General features: G+C 41.5%; 12 protein-coding genes. 8 read left to right on the plus strand and 4 right to left on the minus strand.

From position 1 onward, the window contains the following. Positions 1-8 precede the first annotated feature (8 nt). On the plus strand, positions 9-1910 hold the full coding sequence (locus tag C161_RS07950) for a hypothetical protein (protein WP_156946091.1): 1902 nt from the start codon (positions 9-11) through the stop codon (positions 1908-1910). 35 nt (positions 1911-1945) lie between these two features. Continuing rightward, positions 1946-2782, plus strand: a complete 837-nt coding sequence (locus C161_RS07955) for a hypothetical protein (RefSeq protein ID WP_036669378.1) — start codon at positions 1946-1948, stop codon at positions 2780-2782. 222 nt (positions 2783-3004) lie between these two features. Here the strand turns inward: C161_RS07955 and C161_RS07960 are convergent, their stop codons facing one another. Continuing rightward, entirely contained in the window at positions 3005-3256 is a 252-nt protein-coding gene (locus C161_RS07960) for a helix-turn-helix domain-containing protein (RefSeq protein WP_036669380.1), read from the minus strand. Positions 3257-3419: 163 nt separating this feature from the next. Between C161_RS07960 and C161_RS07965 the strand changes: the two genes are divergently transcribed. The 5 genes from C161_RS07965 (at position 3420) to C161_RS07985 (ending at position 6394) form a co-directional block, all read left to right on the plus strand. After that, complete coding sequence (locus C161_RS07965) at positions 3420-3605, plus strand: hypothetical protein (RefSeq protein WP_036669382.1); 186 nt, start codon at positions 3420-3422, stop codon at positions 3603-3605. Positions 3606-3642: 37 nt separating this feature from the next. After that, a complete protein-coding gene (locus C161_RS07970; RefSeq protein WP_036669384.1) occupies positions 3643-3969 on the plus strand; it encodes a hypothetical protein in 327 nt (108 codons plus the stop codon). Between the two features lie 170 nt (positions 3970-4139). Then, on the plus strand, positions 4140-4739 hold the full coding sequence (locus C161_RS07975) for a hypothetical protein (protein WP_036669386.1): 600 nt from the start codon (positions 4140-4142) through the stop codon (positions 4737-4739). Positions 4740-5183: 444 nt separating this feature from the next. After that, positions 5184-5792, plus strand: a complete 609-nt coding sequence (locus C161_RS31445; protein ID WP_051449644.1) for a hypothetical protein — start codon at positions 5184-5186, stop codon at positions 5790-5792. Between the two features lie 17 nt (positions 5793-5809). Further along, positions 5810-6394 carry a hypothetical protein gene (locus C161_RS07985; protein ID WP_143781017.1) on the plus strand — a complete coding sequence of 195 codons (585 nt, stop codon included), beginning with the start codon at positions 5810-5812 and terminating at the stop codon, positions 6392-6394. A gap of 126 nt (positions 6395-6520) precedes the next feature. Here the strand turns inward: C161_RS07985 and C161_RS07990 are convergent, their stop codons facing one another. From C161_RS07990 to C161_RS08000, 3 genes are all read right to left on the minus strand, one after another. Then, positions 6521-8200, minus strand: a complete 1680-nt coding sequence (locus C161_RS07990; RefSeq protein ID WP_036669391.1) for an ABC transporter substrate-binding protein — start codon at positions 8198-8200, stop codon at positions 6521-6523. Positions 8201-8518: 318 nt separating this feature from the next. Next, positions 8519-10129 carry a response regulator transcription factor gene (locus tag C161_RS07995; RefSeq protein ID WP_036669393.1) on the minus strand — a complete coding sequence of 537 codons (1611 nt, stop codon included), beginning with the start codon at positions 10127-10129 and terminating at the stop codon, positions 8519-8521. 229 nt (positions 10130-10358) lie between these two features. Beyond that, positions 10359-12170: a sensor histidine kinase gene (locus tag C161_RS08000; protein ID WP_036669394.1), complete on the minus strand. Its 1812-nt coding sequence runs from the start codon at positions 12168-12170 to the stop codon at positions 10359-10361. A 274-nt stretch (positions 12171-12444) separates the two neighbouring features. Between C161_RS08000 and C161_RS08005 the strand changes: the two genes are divergently transcribed. Beyond that, a complete protein-coding gene (locus tag C161_RS08005; protein ID WP_175623691.1) occupies positions 12445-13302 on the plus strand; it encodes an ABC transporter permease in 858 nt (285 codons plus the stop codon). Positions 13303-13315 lie beyond the last annotated feature (13 nt).

A 13315-nucleotide genomic window follows, 5' to 3' on the forward strand; every position in this document is an offset into this window, starting at 1 on the left:
TCTATAATATGGTTGAAGTGAAAAAACTTAAATCAGATTTTACTAAGTTACAAAAAAAGTCCTGTCATGAAGCTGTAGAATTCATAAAAGAAAGATATCAAAAAGAAGGGTTTTATTTCCATAGATTATTTTTACATTCAGGCCTTATTTTCGCACTGGAACCATCTGAGATTAAATCGATTATTTCTGTTGTTGTTCTAGAAAATGAAAGGGATACAAAAATCAAGAAAGATTTATATTTTTTAAATTATCTTCTTTCAAGAAAGAAAACTTATGATGAAAATATTACTCAATTGATAAATTCAACTGAAGAAAGCATAAGTATAGAACTGATTTTCAATTACTTAGAATTTTTAAAATATCGTATTTATGTTCATAAGGAGCCGTTGAGTGGGACTTTCCGAAATGAAGATGAGGTTGAAGCTCACTTCGAACATATTCTTAGTTGCTCTAATGAGATAGTTGAACTAATTCGTACAAATAAAGTTTCTTCAGTCTCCTTAGGTAGCAGTATATGCTCAGAAGAAACTCTAAGAGAATTGTTTAGACTGATTTCTCGAAAAAAGGCTACTCAAGAAAAAATTCTTTCAATACTATTGGAAATTACAGAAGTTAATATTGTTGAAAATTTTGACTACTATGATAATAGGATTGAAAAAGCATATCTTACGGAATATTACATACCATTTTGGAGAAAATTTGAGATTTACAGAGATTTGAATTGTTCACTATTTTCTCAAGAACTTTCAGATGAAGAAGAATTATTTTTGTTAAAAGCTAGTGGTTCACTAAGGGTGTTTAACTCTGAATTAATCTACTTTGATAACAATAACCAAATAGATTTTAATGTTGAAGTTGATCTCTACCAAGCATATAAATATCTAGAACCAATGTATGGGACTAAAAACAATGAATTCGACTATAAGGGCAAGGTTTTTAAAATAAAAGATCTTCTTGAAAGCTATAAAAATTTGCTGAAAGTAAATTTTACACTCTTAGAACAAGCTGATGAAGCGCAACAATGCACAATTCTTGTCTTAGAAGAAGAAGCGATGCTTAAATTATCCCATATAAATCATCCAGAGTTACTACATCTATTATCAATAAATTTAGATGATTTGGGCGAACCTTCGACACTGGTTAACTATAAGCCATTAATTCGAAAAGAAGAGAGCTATTACATCGTACCTTCTCATATTGAGAATACAACAATAGAAAGATGTATTGATAAAATACTTTCAAATGCTAATACAGTGAATATTAGAGCTAAGAAAGGAATATTTTTTGAAAACCAGATAGAACAATTTTTCAAAAGTATGAATTTGGAATATGCTCAGGTTTTCAGAGATGAAAAGAATGGAATACCAGAAATTGACGGATTGTTTGTTCTTGATGATTATGTATTTATCTTTGAGGCAAAAGCAATGATTAAACCAGAAAGTATCATTGAAGCAAGCGATTGTTTTGAATCAAAAGTATACAAAGCTTTCACACAAATTGTGGAGCGACTTAACGTTTTAAATGATCCCGAAAAAAGGAGACTTATAGAGGTTAAAACGAAAATTAGCTTCAAGGGAAAAAAAATCGCACCATTTATATTAATGAATCATGTTTATTTCAATGGATATCAAGGTTTATATTTTACGCAAGGAGATGAAACAAGGCACGTACCTATAATTGACTTTCTTACACTGAAAAGTTTGATAATGACGAAGAGTTTTCCAGCATGGAAGTACAATAAGAAGCGAAATGCATACAAACCTCACATCAAAAAATACCATTCAGCAGAACAACTTTATTACTACATGTTAAATCAATTAAATGAACTAGTTTCAAGCGAAGAAACTATATATCAATTGGATGAAAATTTCCTTCTTTCTCCTATTGCTACGTCGGTTACAATACTCTAGAGCTAGACAAAAACATATTTTTATAGGTGGGAAAAATGAATTCATTCTCTTTTGGTGCAGAGTCTTCAGCAGAAAAATGTTTAGAAAATATGGACAGAATATTTATGGGGTTGGAGAAGAAAAATATTAAAGTTCATCCTTCATGTCGTTTTTCTATTTTCAGAAAAAATTTCGAGGAATTCTATAGCAAAGTGATTGTAGGAGATGAAGAATCAGAAAGTTTTAATTTACCCGGGTTACTGGAAGGATACAGGGATTACTGTGAGTTAAAGTTAATATACTCTTCAAACAAATTAATGTCTGGCAATATACTTAACTCAATGGATAAGAATAGAACAGCAAGAGACATACAATTTCAGCTCTCATTTGCTGCGCATCTTGAGTTGGCCGGGTACAGCTTAATAATTCAAGAGCCTGATTTCTTGATCGAAAAAAATGGAATGATTTATTCTGTAGCAGCTAAAAGACTGTCAGGCAAAAGTTCAGTATATAACAATATTGTTAAAGCAGAACAACAAATTTTGAACCATTCATATCCAGGGTTCATAGCATTGTCAGTTGAGAGATTAATGGATGAAAAGGATTTCCTTTTGTACCTGAATGACCCAGACCAAGGATCAGAGATTTGTTACAGGCTTATGTATAAACTCATAGCTTCCAATTTTAATTCCAAGCACTTTGTACGAAATGATCAAGTCAGGGCACTTTTATTTTCTTTTTCAATGGGCTGCATCGCTCCAGATCTTGAACCAGGCTATTCATCTGCGTTCACTTACTTTTCGGTGAAAGAACCAGAAAGTAAGTACGGTAAAGAAGTAGAGGATTTCTTCAGTCATTATTGCATTACTGATGAAGATTTTTTTTCGGTGTAGTATTCTAGATGGATGGTATAGAGGCGGTCACTCATTTTACAAATAGAAACTTTAAAAACTGGCGGAACAAACTTGAAACAAGTTTTGTTCCGCTAGTTTTGTTGTTATGGGTCTATTTTCCATCGCAAGTTGATTAGTTTTATTCTCATGTAGGTGAAGTTGAAACCACTAATTTAGACGTTATATATGCTCATAGTTCTTCTGATGTTTATAGGGGGAGTGTTACTCACTTTCTTCTCCAAGCAAATACCCCACAGAAACCTCCAAAGCCCTCGCAATCATCACTACTTCATAATCTTGAACGAGACGATATTGACCCTCTAAACGTGAAAGACTGGTCTGACTGATATCCAACCCCAGTGTTTGCAATCTGGCGAGGAATTCTCTTTGTTTGATTCCTTTACTTTTACGGATAGCTACGACTCGGGAACCGATAATATTTTTGTTGCCAGGTGGTTCTTGTCTAGGCTTCATTATGTACACCCCTCATTTCAACCAAATTGTATGAGAAATAATGGTTGTTTTAATGCGTATATCGAATTAAAATAAAATAAACCGATAATCGCATTAAAATGACTGCTCACGTCTAGCATTAACAAGACATGGAACAGTTTAGACCCATCAGAGAGGTGGATGTATGAGCCGGTTGCTTGACTTATTGGAAGAGGAACGGCGCAAGCTTAATCAGCTTGGAGAGGCATCCTTGAAGCAAGCGATTCCGTTGTGGGACAATCCTGAGGTTCAGGAACAGAGCCGAAGGGTGGACGAACTGGTGGCACGAGTTAGTGAAATAAAGGCGAGACATAGCCGAGGGGTACGATGATGAGTGAAAGTACATAATCCGTAGGGGAGGAGAAGCAATGGATTTTCCACGGTGGATGCAACGAGCGATTCAGGCAAGGTTGGATGAGGTGTCGTCACGGATCGAGCAAGATCCTGAAATGAGTCGTGTACGTAAAGAAACAGACGAAGCGTTTGAAGTTTTGTTTGCAGGTAAGGATGTCGAGCAGACACCTGAATATATCGAGTGGGAGAATCGTTATATTGTCAGCAGGGGCATAGAAAATGAGCGGTTGTATATGCAGGGACTACGAGATGGTATTCAGCTCACAGTATCCTTGTTAGGTCAATCGATGCCAGAGGAGACAGATACTGAGGCTCCTCAACCCTCTAATGGGAACCCATAAGTCAGGGGAAGCTACCACGATCTTAACTTAAAAACCGGAGCCGAAGCGTGAATCTATCGCTTCGGCTCCGGTTTTAATGCTCTACTTTTCCAAATTCTAAATTAAGGAAAGGAGGGCATTGAGTATGTGTTAAGCTTAAACAAACAAAGGCAGAAGTGAGGTATGGTTATATGAAAAAAATATCTAAATACTTAATTTTGCTTTTTATGTTTATTGCGATTGTGTTTATTCTTTTTTTTTTGAATACGGACAAAAAAGAAGCCAATGAGCCAGTGGTTAATGGCAATATCATTCACGTCAAAAACTTTGATCTGGATGCCAAATCAACGAATTTAAAGACTATGACAGAAGGGTCGATATTCGTTGAAGGTGAGAAGGAGCATATTGATCATATCAAAATAGTAGCCCATGTAGAGATTGACCCCGTTGACTGGGGTGGTGTTGCATTTTATATCCCTGATCAATGGAGTGTCTCAAGTATCACCAGCAGTTATCCTGAACATCAATCGAAGTTAAAGCCTGCTGAGTATGTATCCACCTGGATGAATTCTTCTGATGACTCTTCATGGCGCACGATGATTGAGATTGGGAGAGAACGAAATTACATAGCAAATGGCGGAGGCACTGGAACGATTGTGATCGAGTTAAGTCCAGATCAAAAGGGTATGTCCCCCTCTGAGTCATTAAAAATTGGTATTGAGGTCGGATCAGAAGAGAAAAATGGAAACCGAATTATGGGTACGGATTCTGTTAAAGTTGCTGTATTTTGAAGTGTTTAATCGTGGTTCTTTTATTTGGCAAACGAAAACTAATGGAAGTTGACCTAGTGTTCATAAAAAAGAAAATTTCCGAATTCCATTAGACACAAAATAGACACAAAATTAAGTAAACATTTTCCATATATGTTACGTTTATATAAATAGAGGGTTCAACATTTAGTTATCGCGAGAAAGCTGCTTGTATTCGTTAAATGACAGTGCAGATTCAGATTGTGATTAGAGAGATTTTCATGCTCTCTTTTACAATAAATATGCTTGTTAAATTATCAGGATGAAGGTGGACTTACTAAAAGCTCGAAGGTTCTATTTTATTTTAAAGATAGAACTTTTGAGACTCGTTCTTTAAAAGGGGGGCTTAGTTAATTTCACAAGGAAATTTAGTATGTTTTGTATTTCATCAAATGCTGAACAAATTTATACGGAGAGGTGAATATTTTGAAGAAACGTTGGATGGTAATGTTAACCTGTTTAATGGCTGCATTCCTCATTACAGCATCTGTAAAGGCAGCAAGCTCGGATTATTATAGCGGATCATGGGATACAACTAGTACAACCAGTTTAGGTATAGCAGTAGGGTCGAGTATGTCATCCAATTTAAGTTCGTTTCAAAGTTGGTATACCGGATGGAATGGTGTATCCTCCAAAGTAGGCTTGGCAAAGCCTTATGAACAATCAAGTCTAGATCAAACACCACACTTTGCAAGAATCAATATTATTGGAAAGAATCTTGGTTCTACAGGTAACTGGGCTGAAACCTGCAATTATAAATATAGTGTTATATGGGGTTACTCGTGTGATTGGAACGGATCTTGGAAAGACTCCATAATTGAATTCAATACCAACACGGATTCAAATACAAAAATAGGGTATTCGTTTCAGAGTGCTAATTTAAAGAAAAAAATATTCCTACACGAATTGGGACACTCATTAGGACTTAAACATCCAGATACTACTTCTAACGCCATAATGAAACAAGGGGATAATGGATACTATGTTGTACAGACCTATGATAAGTCAAATATAAAAGAGAAATATGGAAATTAAACTTTGGAGGTGCTGACGTGAAAAAGTGGATAATGGCAGGAGTTATAGCTGTGATGGGGGTTAGCATTTTTTTTGGATATAAGCATTTAAATGCACAAGAACTACGTCCAGATGCAGATTACCACAATTACGCTCTTTCTGAGGTAGAATCATTAGCTACTGTAATTGTGGAGGCTGATTGGGAAGAGGAAACGAATTCAATCGTTGAATTAGATCAAAAGGATAAGTATCCATTGGACACACGTACATTTTCAAATATAAAAGTGAAGAAAGTATACAAGGGTGAAGTGAAGGAGGGGGAGGAACTAAACGTAGTTGAATACTATGCCAAGTGGAGAGATGTGGCAGGTGCATATGTAAAATATCCAAATGAATTGTATCAACCTTTAACGTCGGGCAAAAACTATCTATTGTTTTTATATCAAAGTCCAGAGGAACCTTCAGGTTCATATGAGATCATCGGCAACCATCAGGGGAAATATGTTTACCCGGAAAGTCAAAGTAATATGAGTATTCAATCCACTAGTGATCTGGATATTGCCGAAAAAGATGAACATTATTCTGCCTTATATAACGAGGTAAGTGAAAAGTATTTTAAGTAGCACAATGGATATTATTTGAATTACAGAGGGCAAGCGACCCTGATCTACACTTAAAAACCCGAGCCGAAGCGTGAATAACTCGCTTCGGCTCGGGTTTTAATGCTCTACTTTTCCAAAATCCAATTCTTACTTCGCACTTACCGACTTAAACCAATCATTCACTTCTTGCGTGATCTGATCTCCGCCATTGGATTTCCAGTTGGCGACGAATTGGTCAAAGGCATCGACTGGCAGTTTGCCGTAGATGATTTTGTTGAAGGTTTCCATCTCGGACTGACGGAGCAGGTTCCATTTGGATACCATGGTTGGTGTTGCAGCGCCAGTGAAGTAGTTTTGTTTACGAATGTCGATTTGCGACATGACCACTTTACCTGCATACCAGTTTTCCGGTTTGCGGAATTCGGCCATTTGTTTCTCGTAAGGTGTTTCGGGCTTCTCGCCGTCAGCCAGCTTCACGAGGGTTTTCATGAACAGATCCGGGATACGGGCTGGGCCTGTCAGGAACGGGAACTCGTTGGAGAAGTCTTTGATCTTCTCTTTGTCACTGGTTGGTTTGCCGTCTACAATATCCCAGTCGTAACCTTTGGCAAAGCCATATTCATACTCACTGCCCGCAGCCGGATTAGCCAGGTTATCGAGCAAGTAGTTGTAGTACAAGAAGATCGCTTCTGGATGCTTGGCATCTTTGTTGATCATGATGCTGGCGTTCACGCCAGAGTTCTGCCACTTTGTACCGATCTTGCCGTCTGGGCCAGCCGGAACAGGATAAGCTTTATATTTTGAGCCAGGTACGTTCTTGAGCAGGTCAGGTGCAGGCCAGTCTGGAACCCAGTTTGCGCCAGGCAGAATGCCCGCTTTGCCAGCCGTCCAGCTTTCAGCGGATTTGCCTTCGTCCCACAGAGCGGAGTCAGCGTGGATATAACCTTTATCCATCCATTCAGCCAGCTTGGCAAGGGCTTGTTTGGCACCCGGGTTAACGGAGCCGTACTCAAGATTGCCGTTTGCGTCTTTGTTCCATTGTTCCTCGATTGTACCGTATGCACCGAACAACCAGTCGAGTTGACCCATCCAGGTGTTGGTGTTATTTTTCAGTGAGATTGCCAGCGGAAATACTTTGTCTGGAGACAGACCGTCCGGGTTCTCGTTTTTGAATTTGTCCATGATGTTCTCAAGGTCTGCGATGGTTTTCGGAGCTTCCAGGTTCAGCTTCTCCATCCAGTCCTCGCGGAGCCAGAGCAGTGTATCGTCGTTATCAGTGTACTCCATGATCGGCATGTTGTATTTCTTGCCGTCCTTGGTGAACGGATACCACAGTTCAGGATGTGCTGCTGCGTGATCTTTCAGGGTTTGACTCGCATACTTATCGAACAACTCATCGATGGCGATGAATTGACCGGAGTCGATCAATTGATTGGTCAGTACCGCATTGGTGGGTACGGTGACGAAATCAGGCAGCGTCTCGCCAGAGGCGATCGCCAGTTGCAGCTTTTGTCTGTATTGATCGTCATTGGCCGGATACCAGGTATCTTTATGCTTCATACCCAGCGTTTCGAGCATCCAGCGATCGTGCACGTTATTTTCTTTGGTATCTCCTTGCACGTATTTCTTCGGCATCAATACCGAACTAAACTCGATGGGTGGGTCGTATTTTCCTTTGGCAAAAGCAGCTTCTGCTTCCGCTGAGCCGACTGTTCCCGGCGTAGTATCGCTACCATTGTCACTGGCTGTCTCGCCACTGCCGCACGCAGTGATCGTGATGAGCGCGATAACCATGAGCAGTGACCACCATGTTTTGAATTTGATCATTGTTCAATCCCCCTACGGTGTATGATCTTTAAAAATGCGTGTTCAAAAAGGCCGGTTTTCAGTACCGAGAAGATGGGATGAAGCTAGAAATGGAGTAGCGGAGCGTAGATAGAGCTACGTGAGCAACGGACATTTCGGCTGAATTCCATATTCGATGCTGATGATGCCGCTAGGCATCCTTCGTAATCAAAAGCGGACTTTTTGAACAACCTCTACAATGTAACTGTACCAATTTGGGCGGGAGGGCATCTATATGAGTTTGTTAGTTTCGATAGGACTCTATTAGTGAATGTTCCAAAAGAACGTTTTTCAGTTATGTTATTTATGCTGGTCGCGATACTCCTGCGGCGTAACGCCAAACTGACGCTTGAACACTTTGATAAAATAAGCCGGGTCCATGTATCCAATCTCCATGCTGATTTCGTACACTTTTTTGGTGGTCGTGACCAGCTTGTGGCAGGCCCGATCCATACGCAGGCGCGAGATATAATCACTGATGCCTTCGCCGGTTTCTATCTTATAGATCTTGGACAAATGGGTCGGGTGCAGGTTGACATGGTCAGCCAGTACACGTAAAGACACATCCAGATGCAGGTTCTTATCCGTAAAATCCTGAATCTTCTTCACATACTCGGAACGGATGTCCTTGATCTCGTTGGACGTGCCTTCCTTGAGTTTGCCCAGCACACTGAGCGACCATTTCCGCAATTTGCTGATGGTAGCGAAAACTTCCCCACTTTGCAAATCCTCAACATCATTTCCCATTAAAGTGGTCAGGGTCAGCTTGTTTCGGTGGGCAATATTGGTGAATGAAGCCGTAATAAGAAAACCTGCCTCCATGCAGTGCTCCCATGATTCCGACCATTTTTCATCCAGCTCAGCGCAGACCGCGAGGATTTTCTCTTCGGCGGCATCCCACTGTCCGCTCTCTAGCAGACTAATAAACGTTGGCGGGGTGTACAGTACATCCAAGGGACCTTGTGCCGCAGGTGTCTCAACATCGCTGACACGCATAACGAATTCGCGTTCGTCGCCAACGATCTGCCGGAAATAAGCGGAAGCCTGACGGAAGCGATCGTAAAGCTGATCCGGAAAGGTGAACCACTCAGTGATAACGATGGAGAGGGAGCCTTTCAGAAATTGTTTTACTTTGGATTGAAGCTGAATGGACAGCTTCTCCAGAATGGTTTCTTTCCCAATATCGCTTTTCCGTTCTTTCAACTGAAGCAAAAACACCAGATAACCGTGCTCCTCCTTCACGCCCCACACTTCCATAAACTCACCCATAATCTCTTCCGCCATGTTGATGATCGCATATTCGATCAGGGTCTGATCATTGCTGTCATAGTGTCCGAATTCTTCTTCCAAACGAACCAGCATTAATGCGGCATCCCCGGTATGAAAGGGCAGAGCGTAATTAGCGAGCTTCCGATCCCATTCCGCAGCGGCGATTCGTTGTCCCTGCAAAGCCCCTAGGAGCAGTCGTCCCCGCAAATGGGGAAGATTCTCCCGCAGAGTAAACTGCGTTCGTGTCAGTGAACTGACAAGTTCCCATTCGTTGTTCAATTGATCGATGGCTTTCTGAACGGCACCCATTAATTCATCGTCTGTGGGCGGCTTCAACAGATAGTCCACGGCTTCGAACTGGATGGCTTTTTTGGCGTAATCAAATTCGGAATACCCGGATAACAGGATACATTTTATTTTTTTGTCCCGTATGCGGATGCGTTCGATCAGTTCAATTCCTGTCATTTCGGGCATCTGAATGTCCGAGATCACGATATCAATGGGGTGGGTGTCGATCATTTGTAGTGCTTCGTGTGCCGAGTATGCTTTATGCACATGTTCAATCCCCAGCGTGTGCCAGGGCTTGGTCATGGACAGGTTATCGACCCAGTGTGCTTCATCGTCTACGATCATCATGTGCATTATAATGTCTCCCTTGGTGGTTGAACCCAGACAGCTGTACACTTGCCACTCCGATGACAGAATAACCTTCCGATCGCTGTTACCCCCAGATTTTCTGAATCAATTTTATAATGTGAAAATCTGGTGATAAAGGCGAACGCTTTGCTTCTTCAGGTTTTTTCTGCCCTCTGCGTTATCGTGTACGTGATCTTGTTCAAAATTAAATCGTCAATTTATTGTTTGTATCGTATCAATTTGTATCGGTATTATCTTTATCGGAATCTGTATCCTCTTTTGGTATCTCCCAGATGATTTCGGTTCGGAATCCGCCAAGTGGGGATGGGCCGAATAGGAGGTAGGAGTGACTGCCGAACAGGTGCGTGATTCGTTGGTGCGTATTCCAAAGGCCGCAGCCCATTTCTTCTTGTAAAGGTTCCTGCATCTTCAAGTTCAGCGCTTCGTACTGTTCCGGGCTGAGGCCAGGGCCGTCGTCATCGATGTATATTCTGCCAAAACCGTTCAAACGCTCCCCGGTAATTCGGATTTCCCCGGAAGAATAGGACTTCGCCACACCGTGAATCACGGAATTCTCGACCATCGGCTGAAGCATTAATCGCGGTACCGACTGGGCAAGCATATCCTCAGGGATATCGATGTGATACTCAATGCGACCATTGCGCAGCTTCTGGATATCCAGATAGTTAATCAGCAGCTTGATCTCTTCTTGTAGCGACGACGTCTCCCGTTCCATACGGGTGGTGTAGCGATAATACGCACTTAGGTTATGCGCCATGGAGACCACGGCTTGCTCGTCCTTCATCTGGGCCATGTTGATGATATAACCAAGACAATTATATAGGAAATGCGGATTGATCTGCGCCTGTAATTGCTTCAGCGTAGCTTCTCTGGCTCTAATTTTCTCATGGAATACATTCTCGATCAGATCTTGAATCTGATGGGACATATCGTTGAATCGGCGGAACAGGAATGAGAACTCATTCTGGTTTTTGCTATACAGTCGGACAGAATAGTCTCCTTGCTCTACACGACGTAAGCCTTTGATCAGCTTTTTGATCGGATATTGAACATTTCGGTACAGCAGGATTGAAGCAGAGATGCCCACAACCAGCAGCAAAATCATACAGGTGTAGAACAGATTTTGACTCAGCGAGATGGGCTTCAAAATCTGATACAGTGGAATCACGTCAACCAGATGCCAATCCAGATAAGTGGACTTCACAGAGCTAACCAGATAGTTCTTCCCGTTCAGCTTCACGACATCTTGTGTGGTGTCTTCAGGGGAATGCGTATCCAGATACTGAATGAGTTCTGCGGATAATTGCTTGTCCGCGCTGCGATTCAGAATGGGTGAATTTCCTTTGTGATACAAGAAAGGATCGCCTTGTCCGCCCGCTTTATACGTATCCAGCATATTTTGAATGTTCTCGTAGCTGAAGCTGGCTTCAATCACCAGGTTACTTCCCGTGAGCATCCCCGGCTGTGCCAATGAATCCGTATAGAACCAATAGAAGGAGTTCAGTTCGTCCTGTGATGCGGTACCCTGATCCCCATAGGTCCAACGTCCACTCATATTTTTTTTCAAATACTCTTCATCATACCCTGTCGTTTGATTGTAGTTGGCGATGACATCCTTGTTCTGCTGTGAATGCACCGCATATCGGGTGGGCCATATATCCGTAACGCCGGTTTGCAGCGTCATCTTCTCTTGTATCACATAACGGGTCTGCATCCGGTCATACCGATCATCCCACATGTTGAGGCCGTTGAATGCTCTGACATTGGGGTCTCGGGAGAGAATCAGGCTGAAATCCATCATCTGGTTGATGCGGGAGTCGATCTGACTGGACAGAAACGTAAGTTGTTTCGTGTTGGAGATCTGCAGTTCTTTGCTGACGACATCATAGGTGACGTTATTCGAGTAGGTGTACATGATTAGAATGGGGATGAACAAGACCACAATTAACAAGTTTATTTTGGCAAAAAGACTGAATGGGGATCTGGTTTTACCTTGAAAAGGCATTAAGCGCTTCCATATATACATGAAAAGTCTCCTTCTAATTCGTGTGTAAACAACCTCTTCTGATGATACCCTAACAAAACACTATCAAGCCTAACAATGTTATATAGCAGACCTCAGAATGGCTTGATACTATTTATATCAGAGAACCCGATCACACACAAAAACTTTTTTTGGGAACAGGAGAAGCGCTATGGAGGCTAAATTGGAGGGTAAGCGGATCCCGAAGGCAAACGTTGGGAACAAGCTGGATAAAAAGAGAAAAAAACGCTACAAACAGCCATGGATTCTGCACTTCATGGTGTTGCCGGCGGCCATTATGGTCTTTATATTTTCATACATTCCGATGTCCGGGATTTTGATGGCATTTCAAGATTATAAACCTGCACTGGGATTTTTTAATTCCGAATGGGTAGGACTGAAGCACTTCAGGTATATGTGGGAAAATGATTATTTCCTGCAAATTACGTGGAACACGCTATTTTTTGCCTGTACGAAGATCGTCATGAATCTGATCATTCCGTTTATCTTTGCCTTATTGCTCAATGAGGTACGGAAGATGGCGCTGAAAAGAACGATTCAAACGCTCGTGTATCTTCCACACTTTCTGTCCTGGGTTACGTTGTCAGGCATCCTGATCGACATTCTGGCCCAGACGGGTATTGTCAATCAGTTCCTGGTATCCGTATTTGGTATCAAGCCGATCTTCTTCCTGGGGGATGGGAGTTGGTTCCGATTCACGATTATTGCGAGTGATGTCTGGAAAGAGTTTGGTTTCAACACAATCATCTTCCTCGCGGCATTGTCCGGCATTAACCCGGCTCTGTATGAAGCGGCTGAGGTGGACGGTGCAGGACGCTGGAAGCAAACGATGTATATTACCATCCCGGCACTGATTCCCATTGGAATCGTAATCGCAACGCTGGCACTGGGTAATGTGCTTAACGCCAACTTTGACCAGATCTTTAACTTATATAGTCCGTTAATTTATCAACAAGGAGATATTATCGATACGTTTGTGTATAGAGAAGGTCTGCTTAGTGGGCAGTTCAGTTTCGCTACCGCTGTGAATCTGTTCAAATCGGTCATCAGCCTGATCCTGATTGTGATCTCGTACCGACTGGCTTACCGATTCGCCGGATATCGAATTTTCTAGAAAGGATGACAAA

It is taken from the genome of Paenibacillus sp. FSL R5-192 (assembly GCF_000517845.1).
In the GTDB taxonomy this organism is placed as follows: domain Bacteria; phylum Bacillota; class Bacilli; order Paenibacillales; family Paenibacillaceae; genus Paenibacillus; species Paenibacillus amylolyticus.